Here is an 18,499-nt window from a genome sequence, read left to right on the forward strand (position 1 = left end):
ACCCATTTATTATATGTAGTTCTGATGCAACTTTCAGGTTAAGAAATGAGCATTTCTTAATATATTTCAAGCTCCGCTCCCTTGGATAAACCGCGTGCCACAAGGGTTGCCAAGCTTTGTGTTAACAGTGGTAGAACCACGGCATTTCTGCTATTTATCGATAGAATTCTTTCTTTACCCTCTGAGAAACGATCTGTACACCAATGGATAAAGCTATCTGGCATCTTTATATGCTGCGTATGCCAAGTGGCATGCTGTATACCGGCATCACCACCGATGTCGCTCGGCGCCTGGCGCAACATCAGGCAGGGAAAGGGGCCAAGGCCCTACGGGGTAAGGGAGAGTTGGAACTGGTCTTCTACTGCCAGGCCGGCGATCGCTCCAACGCACTGAAGTTGGAATACCGTGTAAAGCAGCTAAGCAAAAAACAGAAAGAAAATCTGGTCGCCCATCAACCCGGCAACCTGAGCGAGCTGCTCTCAAGCACTGCTGCCAGCCAGAACCCTGGGGTAAAGCCGGTATCTTGACGGCCCCCTTTCCGCGACGACGCCTGAATAGCATTTTCGCGGCTTTCATCACGCTTTAGCGATCTTTGTGCCCACGGCAATGTCGCCTTCATTCCGCTGATAGCAGGGGTTGCCATTCCTCCTGAAGCCTTCCGCTGTTCAGCGTTCAAACGCTCTCCCGACTTCTTTGTCCTACATCAATAAAATCGACACCACACCCATATATAGTGCCATTAAAACATTAATCACCCATATATAGTAGTTATCCACAAAGTCATCCACACGCTCCGCAGCCCTTGTGCTCTGCGGTTTTGCCCTGTGGATAAGCCGAAACTGTGCCATACACCCAAGCACGCGGGCATAACGCCCCCAATGGGAACAGGAGTAACAACGTGAAACCAGTAGTGATTAAACGGGATGGTTGCCAGGTATCTTTTGACGAGGAGCGTATCAAGCAGGCCGTTGAGCGGGCCGCGCTGGCCGCTGGCGTTGTCGATGCCGACTACTGCGCTACCGTCGCCCGGGTGGTCGCTCAACAGATGGAACAGCAACCGCGAGTCGACATCCATGAGATCCAGCAAGCGGTCGAAAACCAACTGATGGCAGGCCACTACAAACAACTGGCACGTACCTATATCGAATACCGCCACGACCGCGACATCGCGCGCGAGCTACGCGGGCGGCTGAACCAGGAAATTCGCGGCCTGGTGGAGCAGAGCAACGTAGCGCTGCTGAATGAGAACGCCAATAAAGACAGCAAAGTGATCCCCACCCAGCGCGATCTGCTGGCCGGGATCGTCGCCAAGCACTACGCCAAACAGCATATCCTGCCGCGTGACGTGGTGCGGGCGCACGAACGCGGTGAGATCCACTATCACGATCTCGACTATTCGCCGTTCTTCCCAATGTTCAACTGTATGTTGATCGACTTGCAAGGCATGCTGACCAACGGCTTCAAGATGGGGAATGCCGAGATTGAGCCACCGAAGTCGATCTCCACCGCCACCGCCGTCAGCGCACAGATCATAGCCCAAGTCGCCAGCCACATTTATGGCGGCACCACCATCAACCGTATTGATGAGATCCTGGCTCCCTTCGTTACCGCCAGCTTCCACAAGCATCAAGAGATCGCACAGCAGTGGCAGATCCCGGATGTGGCCGGTTACGCGATGGCACGCACCGAGAAAGAATGCTACGACGCTTTCCAATCGCTGGAATACGAAGTCAACACCTTGCACACCGCCAACGGCCAGACACCGTTTGTCACCTTCGGTTTTGGCTTGGGAACCAGTTGGGAATCGCGCCTGATCCAGCAGTCGATCCTGAAAAACCGCATCGCCGGGCTGGGCAAAAACCGCAAAACAGCGGTGTTCCCCAAATTGGTGTTCGCCATCCGTGACGGCCTGAACCACAAATTCGGTGACGCCAACTACGATATCAAGCAACTGGCGCTGGAATGTGCCAGCAAACGCATGTACCCAGACATCCTCAATTACGATCAGGTGGTGCAAGTTACCGGTTCGTTTAAAACCCCGATGGGCTGCCGCAGTTTTCTCGGCACTTATGAAGAAAACGGCCAGCAGATCCACGATGGCCGCAACAATATCGGCGTAATCAGCCTCAACCTGCCGCGCATTGCGCTGGAAGCCCAGGGGGATGAAGGCCGTTTTTGGGCGCTGCTGGATGAGCGCCTGCTGCTGGCCAAAAAGGCGCTGATGACCCGCATTGCGCGGCTGGAAGGGATCAAAGCACGGGTAGCACCGATTCTGTATATGGAAGGTGCCTGCGGTGTGCGGCTGAAAGCCGACGACAATATTGCAGAGATTTTCAAACATGGCCGGGCGTCGATCTCGCTGGGCTATATCGGCGTGCATGAAACCATCAACGCCCTGTTTGGTACAGAAAAACACCTTTATGACGATGAGCAGTTGCGCGCCAAAGCCATCGCCATCGTCGAGCGCCTGAAAGCCGCCACCGAAAGCTGGAAAGCAGAAACCGGCTACGGCTTCAGCCTGTACAGCACGCCGAGCGAAAACCTGTGCGATCGCTTCTGCCGCCTGGACACCAGCGAATTTGGCGTGGTGCCGGGCGTGACCGATAAAGGTTACTACACCAACAGTTTCCACCTCGACGTAGAGAAAAAGGTTAACCCTTACGACAAGCTGGACTTTGAAGCGCCTTATCCACCGCTCGCTAACGGTGGGTTCATCTGCTACGGCGAATACCCGAATTTGCAGCACAACCTGAAAGCGCTGGAAGACGTGTGGGATTACAGCTACACCCGCGTGCCTTATTACGGCACCAATACGCCGATTGACGAGTGTTACGAATGCGGCTTTACCGGCGAGTTCTCCTGCACCAGCAAAGGCTTCATCTGCCCGAAATGCGGCAACCATGATTCGGCCAAAGTGTCGGTCACCCGCCGCGTGTGCGGTTACTTGGGTAGCCCGGAAGCACGGCCATTCAACGCCGGTAAGCAGGAAGAGGTGAAACGCCGGGTGAAGCACCTGGGGAATGGGCAAATAGGTTAATGTCCCCTTTCCCCTGGAGCGCAACACCAACCCCCGAATCTGTAACCACCGGGCAACCGTTACAAGGGTATCGATAACAACCGATTAGATATTATTGTCGGTGAGATGAGCACGGGGGGTTGAGGCCATTGAAGGCGCCGAACGGAGACACCGCGCATAGGCGAACGCGCCATGGACGGCGCGTTCAGGCGAGACAGGCAGGGACGCCTGTCGTAGCCGGCCGTGATGCGCTGTGGTGGAGTGAGGGAAGTGGGCGAAGCCCACCGCCTGATATGGCAAGGGCCGGGGTGTTGGGGGCTGGCTCTTGAGCCCCCAACTCGGTCGTGTTCACCCGCGTTACTGAGTAAACACAAAAGGTATAACGACCGAAATAAACACCCATCCCACAATAAACCTCAAGATGTGAACAAGAGACAACTCTTGGAAAGGGTGAGGAAAAAAACTAATACCATGAATTATCACCAGTATTATCCCATCGACGTAGTGAACGGCCCCGGAACCCGCTGCACGCTGTTTGTTGCCGGTTGCCTGCACCAGTGCAAAGGCTGCTACAACCAAAGCACCTGGCGGCTGGATTCCGGCCTGCCGTTTACCCCGCAGATGGAAGAGCAGATCCTGGCCGATCTCAACGATCGCCGCATTCCGCGCCAAGGGCTGTCGCTCTCCGGTGGCGATCCGCTGCACCCAGCCAACGTCGCCGCCGTGTTGCAGTTAGTGAAACGGGTACGCGCCGAATGCCCGGGTAAGGATATCTGGCTATGGACCGGTTATAAGCTGGGTGAGTTGGATAGCCAACAGCAGCAGGTCGTCGATCAAATCAACGTGCTGATCGACGGCAAATTTGTGCAGGAATTAAAAGACCCGGCGCTGATTTGGCGCGGCAGCAGTAATCAGGTGGTGCATAAACTGCGTTAGCTGGGGAATTTTTCACGCTGATGGGATTCGTATTACCTCATGTTGGTCAAAAGGCATTTTTAAATGCGGGGTAAATTTAGCGTTTTTTGCCAACACGGTAACACAAAGGCCCCCTTCAATGGGATCTCCTTTGTGCTGGGGGATGCGCAATTTTATACCCGCTTCTAGCGCAGTTGGTCAGACTCTAAAACCTTCACCCCGCTGCCAGGGCTGAATGCCTGTGTCAGCAGAGTTTGTGCCACATCTTTAGCGGCGACGGATCGCCATTTGCCAGGCAGCAGGGCAAACAGCGGCTCGCTGAGCGATTCCAGCAGACGCGGTTTCGCCCGCCCCAACAACATAGAAGGCCGTACCAGCGTCAAGCGCGGCCAATTCTGTGCCTGCAGCGCCTGCTCCATCTCCCCTTTGGTACGATTATACAAAAACGGAGAACGCGGATTGGCACCAATGGCACTCACCACTAAACAGTGTTGCGCACCGAGCCGCTGCCCGGCGAGTGCCGTTTCGATCACCAATTGGTAATCAACCTGGCGAAACGCCTCCGCGCTGCCTGCCTGACGGCGCGTGGTGCCCAAACAACAAAACACCATCTCCACCGGTTGGTCTAATCCAGCAAGCAATTCCGACAGATCGCCCCCATGCGGGTTTTGCAGCTTGCTGTGCTGCGGCAGCGGAGCCCTGGTGGGTGCGACGATCGCCGTCACCTGTGGAGCAGCCTGCAAGAGCTGCAACAGTTCGCCGCCAACCAAACCCGAAGCCCCTGTGATTAATACCCTCACCATACATTCTCCATTACCATTCACCGCACCTGGATGCCCTTTTCTCAATGGAAACATCCCACGTTTTTGATCGCTCTAGTGTGCGGGTTTCACCTCTGCCACAAATGTTGGCAGGTTCCAGGTTCCGCCTAAGCGAATGTAGCGACACATACCTGTCGTGGCTTCATTGCTCTTACGGAATGCTTGACCATCCCATGTCCAGCTTCCCATCGCTAAACAATCCGCTATCCCGCGCCCTTTTTGACTGTAAGAAATGACGCCCTCACCATAGCCCGAGCCCATAGTCGTCACTAACACCGGGGCAGCTTTCAAAGCACGATCAATCACCCAGTAACCGTAGCCCTCGTTATAGGCCGCCCGCCAGCACAGTGCGGAGATAACAGCATGCTTATCATCCAACGGCGTTAGAGTGATGCCATCTTCGCCTTCCGCGTCATGATCCTGTGAGGGCTGTATATGCTCGCAGTCATCCGGCTTTAATGTGGCCAACAGTTTGGGTTTCAACGCTGCGATCTCTGGAGCAGTCAGCGGGCGCTCCTGCGCTTTTGCCACCTTCGCCGCCTGAATGATCGGAGCTGGAATAGCCGCTGGTACGCTGCTTTCCGGCTTGTCACCTTTTTTAGTCAATGCCCCAGAAGTCCCGATGCGCCCCTGAACATCATCCATTTTCAGCAGCACGGCGGAAGCCCCCTCACCAGAAAGGACAAAGGGGGCCGGGCCACCTTTAAACTCAACTTTGCTACTGCCTTTCACTGCGCCGATGACCGCGCGAGTCTGGGTTTCGGATAAACGCCAGGTATCATCTTCTGCCACTTTGACAGCACCGATGGATTTATCATTAATCCAGAGCGTCAGCTTTACTGTCGGGTTTGCGCCATCAGACTCTATCTCCCCCAATGTCACTTCCCCCGCAGGCACAGTGCCAGGGCCAGCAAGACGCGTGAACAGCACTGAACCACTAGATTCGTTCTCATCACTGTAGCCCGCAGCACGACAGGTATTGGTATTGTCACAAACCAACTCCCAATTCTTATGACTGAAAGAGACGCCACTCTCTTGCGCCATCACCAGAGGTGCAAATGTTGCCATCAGCACCAGTGTGATTCTCTCTCTGTTTTTCAATCCATCTCTCCTTAATGGCCTGTCTTAAATATGATGATGTATTAAAAGGGATCTTAACAAAGTGATGGGCGCACCCAATGCAGCTTTTTACCGAACCCTAGCGTGTTATCGGTCATCTTCACTTCCTGTAACGTGAGTTGCCAGATCGGGGCCTTCATCGCCTTCGCCACCGGGAAGCGTTTACAGTAGCGCTCGCGGGCCAACCGATCTTCATCACCCTGCAACAAGGCAATCTCCCCACGATACTGCACGCCTTTGATCAGCGCGATACTCTTTGGCTGCGGGGCAATGGTCCCCACCACCGTACTGTTTTGCTGCATCAGGCTGCCATGTTGGGTATGCAGTTCCGTCATCAGCCACAGCGCCATGCGCTCAGCGTCGAACACATAAAAACAGTTGGCACACCACATTTGCGCACCATTACCAGCGCACAGCGTGAGCACATGCTGCTTGTTGAGAAAACGGGTGATGTGCTGCTGGTCTTCGGTTTGAGTCAATGTCAGTTCTCCTGTTACCGCCCCGTCTACCGTCACGGTTGAAGACAGTCACAATTAGCGACAATTCATTTTGAAAACTAAAATAGCATATTAATAAATATTCTCTGCATTGATATGCAAATTAAACGGGGCTTATGTAATAACAATAAAAAAACATTCCGGCTTTATTTGATTATCTATGGTGCAAATGAACGTGATACAGAGCAATACTCAACCGGCTTAAATCAGGTTGACCCTAGCCCACCCGTATTTTTGTAGCAATTAATTCACATCAACGAATAGCGGCTAAACCATACCTATTCATTTCGGTGAATATAAGATGAATATTTATTTATAAATAGCCATCATAGCGTGACAAACATCACATTATCCGTGATTTTATTCGCTAAAATGGCGCCACCTTCACTCAAACAGGTGGATGAAAGATGGAAAACAATAACCGAAAAATGGCCCATATCCGACGGACCACACATATTATGATGATGGCTCATCGTAGTTGCTTTAGCTTTGCCTTCTTTAATTTCAGATAACCTTCCCTCTGTTCTTATTACCTCTTGCAGAACGTCTTGTGCTAATGCTGATTTCTGGCGCCTAACGGCGACGGTATCTCTTTACCTTTATTCATGACGTATTCGCAACTGTAAACAAGAACAAAAAATACCTTTCGTAAAAATAAACTGCCAACGTGTCATGTTCATTGAACATGGTCACGCTAGCGCACATTTTTATTTTAGCGAAAATATTTTCCGGCAAAGACATGATTTGCCGACGGGATATTTTTGTCTGAAGAATGAGCCAAATGAAAAAATTAAAAATTGCCGCCAATAGCAAAACGTTGTCTTGCTTTGAAACCACGCGTGAAGTTGCCGATGTGCATCACAGTGATTTTACTGATATTGCCGCCATAGTGCTTTCCGTTGATGACGTTCAGCAAGGTATGGTGGCGCAGTTAGAAGAAAACGGCCTGAATATTCCGCTATTTGTTGCCGTGTGCTGTGAAGAAGAATTGGATAACACGGTATTACCGGCACTGCATGGCGTATTCGAGCTTTGCGGTAAAAACACCCAGTTTTATGGCAAACAGCTCGAAGCCGCTGCGGTAAAATATGAAAGCGAGCTGTTACCGCCGTTCTTCAACACCCTGACCCAGTATGTAGAAATGGGTAATGCCACTTTCGCCTGCCCCGGCCATCAGGGTGGCGAATTTTTCCGTAAACACCCAGCGGGCCGTCAGTTTTTTGATTTTTATGGCGAAACCCTTTTCCGCTCCGATATGTGCAACGCTGACGTCAAACTGGGGGATTTGCTGATCCACGAAGGCGCGCCCTGCGATGCACAAAAGCACGCAGCCAAAGTGTTCAACGCGGATAAAACCTACTTTGTGCTCAATGGCACGTCGGCCTCAAATAAAGTGGTGACCAACGCGCTGCTGACCCGGGGCGACTTGGTGTTGTTCGATCGTAACAACCACAAATCCAACCACCACGGTGCGCTCATTCAGGCAGGGGCGACGCCAGTGTATTTGGAAACCGCGCGTAACCCATTCGGCTTTATCGGCGGGATCGACGCGCACTGTTTCGAAGAGCGCTATTTGCGCCAGCAGATCCACGAAGTCGCTCCTGAACGCGCCAAAGCCGCTCGCCCATTCCGGTTGGCGATCATCCAGTTAGGCACCTATGACGGCACGGTATATAACGCCCGCCAAGTGGTGGATAAAATTGGCCACCTGTGTGACTACATTCTGTTTGATTCCGCCTGGGTGGGCTACGAGCAATTTATTCCGATGATGAAAGACTGCTCGCCGCTGTTGCTGGAACTGAACGAAAACGATCCGGGGATTATTGTCACTCAGTCGGTACATAAACAGCAGGCGGGCTTCTCGCAGACCTCGCAAATCCACAAAAAAGATCGGCACATCAAGGGGCAGGATCGCTACTGCAACCATAAGCGCTTCAACAATGCCTTTATGCTGCACGCCTCCACCAGCCCGTTCTACCCGCTGTTTGCCGCGCTGGATGTGAACGCCAAAATGCACGAAGGCAAGAGCGGCCAGCGTTTATGGCAAGAGTGCGTACGCATCGGCATTGAAGCACGCAAAATGCTGCTGGAAACCTGCACCATGATTAAACCGTTTGTCCCCAGCCACGTGGATGGGCAACCCTGGCAATCTCACAGCACCGCAGCAATGGCCAACGATCTGCGCTTCTTTGACTTTGTCCCCGGCGAGAAGTGGCATGCCTTTGAAGGCTATGCGCCATCGCAATACTTTGTCGACCCTTGCAAGCTGCTGTTAACCACGCCAGGTATCGACACGGCCAGCGGCGAATACAGTGACTTCGGTATTCCGGCGACCATTCTGGCCAACTATCTGCGTGAGAACGGTATCGTGCCGGAAAAATGCGATCTCAACTCGATTCTGTTCCTGCTCACCCCGGCGGAAGATATCGCCAAAATGCAGCATTTGGTGGCTTTGATTGCTCGCTTCGAAAAACATATCGAACAGGATTCATTGCTGAGCGACGTATTACCCAATGTGTATAAAAATAATCAGCAACGCTACCAGAATTATACCCTGCGCCAGCTTTGCCAAGAGATGCACGATTTATACGTCAGCTATAACGTGAAAGAGCTGCAAAAAGAGATGTTCCGCAAAAGTTATTTCCCGCGCGTCGCCATGAATCCGCAGGATGCCAACACCCAGTTCGTGCGCGGTAATGTGGAGTTAATCTCACTGGCGAAAGCCGAAGGCCGCATTGCCGCCGAAGGCGCACTGCCTTATCCACCCGGCGTCTTGTGCGTAGTGCCGGGTGAAATATGGGGTGGCGCTGCACAACGTTATTTCCTGGCGCTGGAAGAAGGCATCAATCTATTGCCCGGCTTTGCACCTGAACTGCAAGGGGTTTATATCCAACCGGATGAAGATGGCTGGCACCGGGCTTACGGTTACGTCATGAAACCTTAATTGCCCCATACAAAGGCGACATAGTTTTGCCGTCATACAAGATACCGGCGAATCGCCCATGGTAATTGGGCATTCGCTGGCTATAAGAGAGAACAATCATGAGTAAATCCAATAATAAAATGGGAGTCGTGCAATTAACGATCCTGACGGCGGTCAATATGATGGGTTCCGGCATCATTATGCTGCCCACCAAATTAGCCGAAGTGGGTACCATCTCCATCGTTTCCTGGTTAGTCACCGCGTTGGGTTCAATGGCACTGGCTTACGCCTTCGCCAAATGTGGGATGTTCAGCCGCAAATCGGGCGGAATGGGGGGTTATGCCGAGTATGCCTTCGGTAAATCCGGCAACTTTATGGCCAATTATACCTACGGCGTTTCGTTGCTGATCGCCAATATTGCTATCGCCATTTCCGCCGTCGGCTACGGTACCGAGCTGTTTGGCGTAACGCTGACGCCGCTGGGCATCTGTATTGCCACCATTGGCGTGCTGTGGCTGGCTACCGTTGCCAACTTTGGCGGTGCGCGCATCACCGGGCAGATCAGCGGCATTACCGTTTGGGGGGTGATCATTCCGGTCGTGGGTATTTCGGTGATTGGCTGGTATTGGTTCAGCGGCAGCGCCTATCTGGCCGCCTGGAACCCGCATGCCGTACCGACTTTTGAAGCCATCGGTTCGTCTATTTCCATGACGCTGTGGGCCTTCCTCGGCCTGGAATCAGCCTGTGCCAACACCGACGTAGTAGAAAACCCGGAACGCAACGTCCCGATCGCCGTTCTTGGCGGTACGCTGGGTGCAGCGGTGGTTTACATCGTTTCCACCAACGTGATCGCCGGTATCGTCCCCAATATGGAGCTGGCTAACTCCACTGCCCCGTTCGGGTTGGCGTTTTCACATATGTTCAACCCTGGCGTGGGTAAAATCATCATGGCGCTGATGGTGATGTCTTGCGTTGGTTCGTTGCTCGGCTGGCAGTTCACCATTGCTCAGGTGTTTAAATCTTCTGCCGACAGCGGTTTCTTCCCGAAAATCTTTTCCAAAGTCAGCAAAGCAGATGCACCAATCAAGGGCATGCTGACGATTGTGATCCTCCAAAGCGCCATGTCGTTGATGACCATCAGCCCATCGCTGAATAAGCAGTTCAACGTGCTGGTCAATCTGGCGGTGGTCACCAATATTATCCCTTATATCCTGTCGATGGCGGCACTGGTGATCATCCAGAAAGTGGCCAAAGTACCAGAGAACAAAGCGCGCATCGCCAACGTGATTGCCGGGATTGGCGCACTGTACAGTTTCTACGCCCTTTACAGTTCCGGTGCCGAAGCCATGATGTGGGGTGCGATCGCTACCTTCCTCGGTTGGACGCTGTATGGCCTGGTTTCACCACGTTTTGAGCTAGTGGGTAAGCAGAGTTAAACGCTGGGTAATGAAGCAAGTTCAGCTCAGGGTGGCAGCCAAATGCCACCCTGAGAACCCAGTCAGGCGCGGTTGATAACCATAAGTAGGTTCGCCCGCTGCAATCTGCATAAAGCCTGCCTCAGTTATGAAAATAAGTTCGGGTGTAAATGATAGTGCAGCACATAATAACTGACGTAACCGACTACCGTATACAAGACCAAAGCACTCGAGAAAGCCACGGTATTCCCCCAGGCAGTAACAAAAACCGGGGTTTTGCGGGGAGCAAATAATATCGCTATAAGTGGAACAACAAACAGGAAGTGGCCGACAAAATCGATCATGCCAAATGGAATTAAAGCCGCAAAAACAAAGAAGGCCATCAAAGCAATACCACCATAACCTGCTAATTTGCCGGTATAGATATGCCAGGCACAGCAAAATTCAACAAACCCACAAGCACGGACAAAGAACGACCAGTCAAGCCCCATCGTTAAATAACTGTGATCGGTTAATAAGTCATAAAATAATTCGGGTTGCATGAACTTCTCAAGCGCACCCCATAAAAATGAGTAAGTTAACGTAAAACGTAATAACTCAATATCCAGCCCTTGCACTCCATTGGGCCTGACGGTCTGTATGATCAGATAGACCCCGGTTCCAATAAATACCAGATAATCCAGCATATGAAATGTGCCATACAATTGGACGGCATAACTGTACAGAAACAGTATTCCCATTCCGGCAATAAAGCTGGTACGGCGATGAAAAGCGGTCAAGGCAATAAAGAAATGAATATAACGTAATACCGGATTATCGGTGACTAATTCAGGGGTTAACATAATATGTGGAAAACCCAACGCCAGCAGTAAAAAAAATGCTGTCGTACCGTAACGCATCACTGCCGGAATCGTTTGTTCCAATCGGTATAACGTCGGTTGCCAAGCTGGCAGATCAACAGGCGAGGCCCATTTTCTGTCAAGAATAGAAGTTACGAATATCACGGCGACGGAAAGCACCAGCAATGCCCAAAAATCTGGATTATGCATAATCTGCAATACCGGTTGCGGTGCTTTCGTCGTATCAAACTCAACGAACCATTTAACATGTGCAGACGCCGTCGCAGGCCCGAGAACAAAAGGGATACAGAAAAATAGTCGTTTCATAAGTCGCCAAACCTCAAGCCTATGACGAAAAGGAACATCTTTACTGGCTCAAGTGTAGTGATCTTTCTGAGGTGCTGTGCTCGAAACGGTATTAAATTAGCCAAGGTTGTATGACGAGAGGTAAGCAAAAGTTTCCGGGCGATATCGGCAAGAAATCGCCCCCGGAAGGGCATGTCACCCTCCCGCCTCGCACTCGCTGGTGGTCGCTAACCATGGGCAAGTGCTTTCCCGTAGAGGCTCCGCACAAAATTCAGTCAACCTTGCCCCCACAACTGCTCATACGGATAAAAACCTTAACTAAATTAATCATTGGTGACTGTTTTTTTCTGAGTTGTGACGGGAATGGCATCAAACCATCCTGTTTACTAGTACATATATCGACGTCTGTTAAAACGGCAAAAAATCCACAATAGCATGAATTACAATGAATTTAATGCCACACCACTCTATTTTTGCAGATCTGATTGTGATTCATGCACTATGCATACTGGCCCTTTTTAATTTCAGGACAACAAGATATCATGCCGAAAAACTCCAGTTCTCATAATCGTTTACTTTCCTTAGATGTCTTACGAGGTATGACCATCGCAGGAATGATTCTCGTCAATAACCCGGGTTCCTGGAGCTACGTTTATGCTCCTCTCGGCCATGCCGCCTGGCATGGGCTGACACCAACCGATCTGGTGTTCCCATTCTTTATGTTCATTATGGGTATCTCCACTTATATTTCTTTACAGAAAAGCCAGTTCTCCGCCAGTTCAGCGAATATCAGCAAAATTCTGACCCGCACCCTGGTGATCTTTATGATTGGCTTATTCATTGCCTGGTTTGCCCTTTTTCTCAGGACCTCTTACAAACTGACCGCTGAGGGTGTTGAATTCTGGCTGCGAATAGGGCCTTCACTGTGGAATTTTGAACATATCCGTATTTTAGGCGTGATGCAGCGATTAGCTATCTGTTACGCAGCTACCGCAATTATTGCCCTCTTGGTGAACCACAAATATATCCCGCATATCATTGTTACGCTGCTGCTGGGATATTTTGCAATTTTGCTGGCAGGCAATGGGTTTGAACAAAGCGAGCAAAATATTATTTCGCGGCTCGACCAAGCCGTTCTCGGCGTCAATCATATGTACAAAGATGCCGGATTGGCAATTGACCCAGAAGGCTTGCTCAGCACGCTCCCGGCAATCGCACATGTCCTGCTAGGTTTTTATTGCGGCAAAATACTCGCACGCACCAAGGATATTCAGCAGAAAGTACAAACGCTATTTATTATAGGCACCAGTCTGACCTTCATCGGCTTTTTACTCAGCTATGGTTGCCCAATTAATAAAAAGATCTGGTCACCAAGCTTTGTCCTGGTGACTTGTGGCTTGGCTTCATCTTTCCTCGCACTGCTCATGTGGATTATTGATATTCAGGGCAAAGTCACCTGGAGTCGGCCTTTTGAAGCGTTCGGTATTAACCCGCTGTTTATCTACGTTAACGCAGCCTTTCTTTCGCTGCTGCTGAACACTATCCCGTTTGGCAGTTACGACTCATTGGTCACGATTCACCAACTCGTCTACGACGGCGTACTGAGACCTCTATTAGGCGACTACCCGAGTTCACTGGCTTACGCGCTGCTGTTCCTCGGCATTAACTGGTCGATCAGTTCAATGCTGTATCGTCGGCAAATCTATATCAAAATCTGACTCCTGCCCAGGCAGTTTATACCCGTCATACAAGCAACTTGAAGTATGATGGGTATAGATCGTGTGGAAAACAGGTGAGATTAATGAGGATCCTGAACAAGATAGAACGCTTCATACCTGTAACATTTATTGTGGCGCTCATGGTTGCGCATAATGGGTATTTAATACTTAGCCCGATCCTGTGGCAGTTGCTGCAACACTCTCATGACTTTTTAAATAGCGCCAACTCCTGGCATGAGGCTATGGGGTTTCTCGACACCATGGATATTCCCCGTTTAATGATCGGCGTAGTGCTGATTTTTATGGCGATTATCCTGCTTTTCAGGGCGCGTCTGGCCTGGTTCTTTGCGTTGATGTTGCTTGGTTGCATCGTCATCGTCGACATCTTTATCTTTAAACAAGTCACAACCTTGGTGTGGTATTCGCTGCTCACTATCGCAGGGTTAGCCATCTTCTGGCGTCGTTTTGATCACCACAGCCTGGGGAGCACCAGTTTTTTTGCCATCGCCAGTATGGCTTCGCTGATTGTCTATAGCATGTTGGGGACGTTGTACATTGGCGAGCAGTTCACGCCCAAGATCACCGACCTGCCAACGGCGTTCTATTTCGCCATTGTTTGCATGTCTACTGTCGGCTTCGGCGATATCATTCCACACACCACGTCGGCGCGCATGTTCACGCTGACGGTGATTATCTTTGGTATTACGGTCTTTGCCGCCTCTATAGCTTCCGTTGCCGGTACGCTAATCAGTCAAAATCTTCAGCACATTATGAAAGGGCGATTCACTCACATGATACGCAGAAACCACTACATCATTATCGGCACCTCTTCACTGGCACAAAATGTTTATCAAGGGCTGATTAAAAGCGGCGGTAACGTCACCCTGGTTTGTGAACCAGGGAATAAAGCGCTTTTTCCTGAACACGCAGACGTGGTTGAAGGCGACCCCTCTTCTGTTACAACGCTGACATTGGCAGGGGCTGCAAAGGCAAAATATATCGTTGCTTTGACTGAAAGCGATGCGGTTAATGCCTTTATTATCCTGGCCGCCAAAGAGGCCGGTGGATTAGAGACAAAAACGATCGCTTTGGTTAATGAAAGCCAGAATATGAGCAAGATCAAACGGGTAAAACCTGATGCCGTACTTTCACTCCAACTACTGGGCAGCGAATTGCTGGTACGTTCTCTGAATGGTGAAACGATTAATAACGACCTTAATCTTGATACCTTTTTCAGCAACGCCCCAGAAGACCCTAAGGGTAAATAACCTTTATACTCCGAGAGCCTATTGAAATAGGCTCTGAGGTTGATGACAAAGCCGTCTTTTAACCCGAGATACTCGAGCCTGGCGCACCAAGGGTGCGATGATAGGCTGAGTATCTTGGACACCAGTAACGCTCTTACTTTATTCCTCATTACTCATTCAATTTATCGAGTCGGGTTGACACTCGATACGACTAACGGCTTGGGGCGAAAAAACAGTTTATAAGACTGTGTTGCGCAAATAACACCCGTGATGACTAAAACAGCCCCCGAGATCTGCAAACTGGTTGGTAGAATATTATTCAGTATCGCTAAAATCATAGTGAATACGGGTACAAGATTGAAGAAAACAGCGGTGTTTGCCGCACCTAAATTTTTCACCCCTACATTCCAGAACAAATAGGCTAACACCGACCCAGCAATCCCCATGTAGATTAATGCCACATGATTAAATACGGAAATATTATACAAACTGCCAAATGTACCTTCTGTATAGTAAGCAAACATCACAATACCTAACGTACCAAACAGCATTGTAAAACTGGTTATTTGCAATGGCGTAGCGCCAACACTGTATTTACGACAACCAACTGTATAAGCAGCCCATGCAATATTCCCAAGAAAAATAATTATATCACCTTGATTAAATTGCATATTGAGTAAATTACCAATGGACCCTTTGCTAATGACCAATAAAACACCCAATAAACTGATCAACATACCAACACATTGCATAACCGATAATCTCTGCCGCTCACAGAGCGTGAAAAGCAGTGCTGTTGTAATCGGAGAGGTTGCCATAATAAGTGCACCATTTATTGGCGTAGTGGTTTGCAATCCAATAAAGAAAGCCAAATTAAAACCAGTGATACCGCAAAGACCTAGTAAGATAAAAGCCAGATAATTTCTTTTCAAAGCAGCCCAATTATTTTTCTCCCGCAAAAAAAGAACAGCTAATATCATGATACTCGCAATAACAAACCGCTCAGTTGCCGCCATCATAGGGGAAACATGATTGACAATTAATGCTGCAACATTGAAGTTCGATCCCCAGAAAAAAGTAGAGAGAACAACACAAAGTAAAACAAGGGGTTTATTCATATAACTATCTCCAAAGTGCTGCGTCAAGAACAATAGAAGATGCAAGTGCATTTCTAGATGCTTTCAATAAGTAACTTACAGTGTCAGCAACGTCAACGTAAGCAATAACCCAAGAAATCGAAGGATGGCGAGGATATTTAAGTTAAAAAGATAATATGATGTTTATATCTTGATTTAAATACTATAACATTTCTCTATTGAGGATAAGAGCTGAAACTGAATAGGTGAATTTCATAAATGAAAGATAAAATTTCCCTGGATGACCTGAACTTGTTTATAAGTGTGGTGAATGCCGGGAGCTTGACAAAAGTATCTGAAATGGTTGAGATTCCCTTACCAACCTTAAGCCGCCGAATAACAAAACTTGAACAATGTATCGGCGGTCGTCTTCTTAATCGTTCAACCCGAATGATCGCTCTCACGCCTCTAGGCCGTATGTATTACGATAGCTGTGTCGGCCCTCTAGCCGAATGTCTGTCTGCCACAACATTACTTGAAGACTATCATCATAGCTTAACGGGCAAGTTGGCCATTACTGCACCAATAAATCTTACCCATCAATGGGTTGGTGATTGTATTTTTGACTTTATGAAAAAATACCCAGATATCAGCATTGATTTAATGGTAACGAACAGAGTGATTGATCTCGAATCTCTCAATATTGATGCAGCTATTAGAGTAGGAAGGTTGAAGGATAGCAATTGGATAGCCAAGAAAATCATGAGCTCACATTATGTTTTCTGTGCATCAATAGAATATTTTTCTAAAAACACGGTCCCATTAGCACCCAGTGACTTGGTTAATCAACATAAGTTGATTATGCCAAGATCTGACACTGAATGGCAGATTACCAATAAAGCCTCAGGTAACGAGTATCTTATTTCAACCACCCCGTATATGGTGGTGGATGATACCGAGTTGGTTATCCGAGCGGCAAAGAAAAGCTTGGGGATTTGTTTAGCACCCTTTCAATTTGTTAAATCACTGATTGACAATGGGGAACTGGTACACATATTGCCGGATTGGCATGGCGGGCTTAGACCAACTTATCTTATGTTTAGAGACAAGAACTATATCCCTGCCCGCTTACGAGCCTTTATTAGTCATGTGGAGCAGTATGATATTGTCGGCAAGTAAAATTCTAGATACCAGAGTTGAGCCTGCCCGTAATATTGTGTAACCGCCAGTTCTGAATCGGTATATTCCATTTTTCGCTACCAACTCCAGCACCAGAGAAATCACTTTTTGCCCCGGGCCATGTAGATGGCCTTGTGAAGTGGAATACTGAATTTGGCCACCTGAATAGAGGTGATCTCATCACCTCATTATCGAAACAGATTACACAATGACCAGAAATAACAGACGTAATTTCAACCCTGAGTTTAGACTCTAAGCTGCCTGTACGGCAGCGAACGTTTGTGTGACCGCTCGAAAGCGTCAGTCTCATTTCTAAGCTGCCTGCACGGCAGTGAACACCGATTTTTGCAAATGCCCGGACCAGTTCAGTTTCTAAGCTGCCTGTACGGCAGCGAACCATAGCCGATTCAGCTTTTCCCGTCTGGGAGATTTCTAAGCTGCCTGCACGGCAGCGAACTGATTGCTCGCATTGGGCAGACGGGCTTTAACTTTCTAAGCTGCCTGCACGGTAGCGAACATCACATCATCGGCCACGGGCAGGGTGGCATGTTTCTAAGCTGCCTGCACGATAGCGAACTTATGTCACCGTGTTCAATCCATGCGATGATATTTCTAAGCTGCCTGTACGGCAGCGAACCCGGACTGTCATTACCGCGCGTGCCACTGGCTTTTCTAAGCTGCCTGTACGGCAGCGAACGTTATTCGATATCCCATCCCCTGAGCCAACCGTTTCTAAGCTGCCTGCACGGCAGCGAACGCGCAGTCATATCTGGCGCTGTAGCAATCTCCTTTCTAAGCTGCCTGCACGGCAGCGAACAGCAACCTGAGCATTTGCTCGGCAGTGCTTATTTTCTAAGCTGCCTGCACGGCAGCGAACGGTCTGCAAAAGGCAACGCCGCAGCAAGTTAATTTCTAAGCTGCCTGTACGGCAGCGAACCGCTTTATTTGCTCTCGCCTGTTCAGCAGGTATTTCTAAGCTGCCTGTACGGCAGCGAACTGTTGGTTGGTGCTGGTGGCCCAAAATACTCTTTTCTAAGCTGCCTGTACGGCAGCGAACAGTCAAATCCTCCACAGGCTAAATACCTGAATTTTCTAAGCTGCCTGCACGGCAGCAAACATCAGAGGGGATCAGGAAATCACTGTCAATCTTTTCTAAGCTGCCTGCACGGCAGCAAACCCGGTCATTCAGGAACGTATGCGCCGGGTGCATTTCTAAGCTGCCTGCACGGCAGCAAACTGGACATGATTCGCCAGTACCAGAGTATTGAATTTCTAAGCTGCCTGCACGGCAGCAAACATGGCATCAAACCAAACCCGCTCTACCTGCAATTTCTAAGCTGCCTGCACGGCAGCAAACAGATAAGCCCGACCGCCCGCACGTTCCATGGCTTTCTAAGCTGCCTGCACGGCAGCAAACTATGTCCTGGA

Annotated in this window: 14 protein-coding genes and 1 CRISPR repeat array (1 of these 15 running past the window's edge); of the genes, 9 read left to right on the plus strand and 5 right to left on the minus strand. The window is 49.6% G+C overall.

Annotated features, from left to right (window positions below; genetic code table 11):
• Positions 1 to 203 precede the first annotated feature (203 nt).
• The 3 genes from IV04_RS01255 (at position 204) to nrdG (ending at position 3,952) form a co-directional block, all read left to right on the plus strand.
• On the plus strand, positions 204 to 527 hold the full coding sequence (locus IV04_RS01255) for a GIY-YIG nuclease family protein (protein WP_051916529.1): 324 nt from the start codon (positions 204 to 206) through the stop codon (positions 525 to 527).
• A gap of 371 nt (positions 528 to 898) precedes the next feature.
• Positions 899 to 3,037, plus strand: a complete 2,139-nt coding sequence (gene nrdD, locus IV04_RS01260) for an anaerobic ribonucleoside-triphosphate reductase (protein ID WP_037396264.1) — start codon at positions 899 to 901, stop codon at positions 3,035 to 3,037.
• Positions 3,038 to 3,487: 450 nt separating this feature from the next.
• Entirely contained in the window at positions 3,488 to 3,952 is a 465-nt protein-coding gene (gene nrdG / locus IV04_RS01265) for an anaerobic ribonucleoside-triphosphate reductase-activating protein (RefSeq protein WP_037396266.1), read from the plus strand.
• 164 nt (positions 3,953 to 4,116) lie between these two features.
• Here the strand turns inward: nrdG and IV04_RS01270 are convergent, their stop codons facing one another.
• From IV04_RS01270 to IV04_RS01280, 3 genes are all read right to left on the minus strand, one after another.
• Positions 4,117 to 4,734 (minus strand): NAD(P)H-binding protein, encoded by a 618-nt coding sequence (locus IV04_RS01270; RefSeq protein ID WP_037396269.1) that lies wholly within the window; start codon positions 4,732 to 4,734, stop codon positions 4,117 to 4,119.
• Positions 4,735 to 4,806: 72 nt separating this feature from the next.
• Positions 4,807 to 5,820, minus strand: coding sequence for a DUF1176 domain-containing protein (locus IV04_RS01275; RefSeq protein WP_197062150.1), 1,014 nt, complete (start codon positions 5,818 to 5,820; stop codon positions 4,807 to 4,809).
• 86 nt (positions 5,821 to 5,906) lie between these two features.
• Entirely contained in the window at positions 5,907 to 6,350 is a 444-nt protein-coding gene (locus IV04_RS01280) for a YhbP family protein (RefSeq protein ID WP_037396273.1), read from the minus strand.
• Positions 6,351 to 6,775: 425 nt separating this feature from the next.
• Between IV04_RS01280 and speFL the strand changes: the two genes are divergently transcribed.
• The 3 genes from speFL to potE all read left to right on the plus strand — a co-directional run bounded on the left by speFL (position 6,776) and on the right by potE (position 10,727).
• Positions 6,776 to 6,880, plus strand: a complete 105-nt coding sequence (gene speFL / locus IV04_RS25960) for a leader peptide SpeFL (protein ID WP_112363015.1) — start codon at positions 6,776 to 6,778, stop codon at positions 6,878 to 6,880.
• Positions 6,881 to 7,149: 269 nt separating this feature from the next.
• Positions 7,150 to 9,312, plus strand: coding sequence for an ornithine decarboxylase SpeF (speF, locus tag IV04_RS01285; RefSeq protein ID WP_037396276.1), 2,163 nt, complete (start codon positions 7,150 to 7,152; stop codon positions 9,310 to 9,312).
• Between the two features lie 98 nt (positions 9,313 to 9,410).
• The gene (potE, locus tag IV04_RS01290) at positions 9,411 to 10,727 is read left to right on the plus strand and encodes a putrescine-ornithine antiporter (protein WP_037396279.1); all 1,317 of its coding nucleotides are present in this window, start codon (positions 9,411 to 9,413) and stop codon (positions 10,725 to 10,727) included.
• Between the two features lie 125 nt (positions 10,728 to 10,852).
• Here the strand turns inward: potE and IV04_RS01295 are convergent, their stop codons facing one another.
• A complete protein-coding gene (locus IV04_RS01295; RefSeq protein ID WP_037396282.1) occupies positions 10,853 to 11,872 on the minus strand; it encodes a hypothetical protein in 1,020 nt (339 codons plus the stop codon).
• Between the two features lie 578 nt (positions 11,873 to 12,450).
• On the opposite strand from IV04_RS01295, the gene IV04_RS01300 reads away from it, so the two are divergent.
• Together IV04_RS01300 and kch are read left to right on the plus strand one after the other, a co-directional pair.
• On the plus strand, positions 12,451 to 13,569 hold the full coding sequence (locus IV04_RS01300) for a hypothetical protein (RefSeq protein WP_197062149.1): 1,119 nt from the start codon (positions 12,451 to 12,453) through the stop codon (positions 13,567 to 13,569).
• 83 nt (positions 13,570 to 13,652) lie between these two features.
• On the plus strand, positions 13,653 to 14,837 hold the full coding sequence (gene kch / locus IV04_RS01305; RefSeq protein ID WP_037396288.1) for a voltage-gated potassium channel protein: 1,185 nt from the start codon (positions 13,653 to 13,655) through the stop codon (positions 14,835 to 14,837).
• 161 nt (positions 14,838 to 14,998) lie between these two features.
• Here kch and IV04_RS01310 read toward each other — a convergent pair whose 3' ends face one another.
• Positions 14,999 to 15,934: a DMT family transporter gene (locus IV04_RS01310; RefSeq protein WP_037396336.1), complete on the minus strand. Its 936-nt coding sequence runs from the start codon at positions 15,932 to 15,934 to the stop codon at positions 14,999 to 15,001.
• Positions 15,935 to 16,171: 237 nt separating this feature from the next.
• Here IV04_RS01310 and IV04_RS01315 point away from each other — a divergent pair, with 237 nt between their 5' ends.
• The gene (locus tag IV04_RS01315) at positions 16,172 to 17,071 is read left to right on the plus strand and encodes a LysR family transcriptional regulator (RefSeq protein WP_037396291.1); all 900 of its coding nucleotides are present in this window, start codon (positions 16,172 to 16,174) and stop codon (positions 17,069 to 17,071) included.
• 249 nt (positions 17,072 to 17,320) lie between these two features.
• Positions 17,321 to 18,499: a CRISPR direct-repeat array (repeat unit 24 nt; unit sequence TTTCTAAGCTGCCTGCACGGCAGC); it runs 409 nt beyond the window's last position.

It is taken from the genome of Serratia sp. Ag1 (assembly GCF_000743355.1).
GTDB lineage: Bacteria > Pseudomonadota > Gammaproteobacteria > Enterobacterales > Enterobacteriaceae > Chania.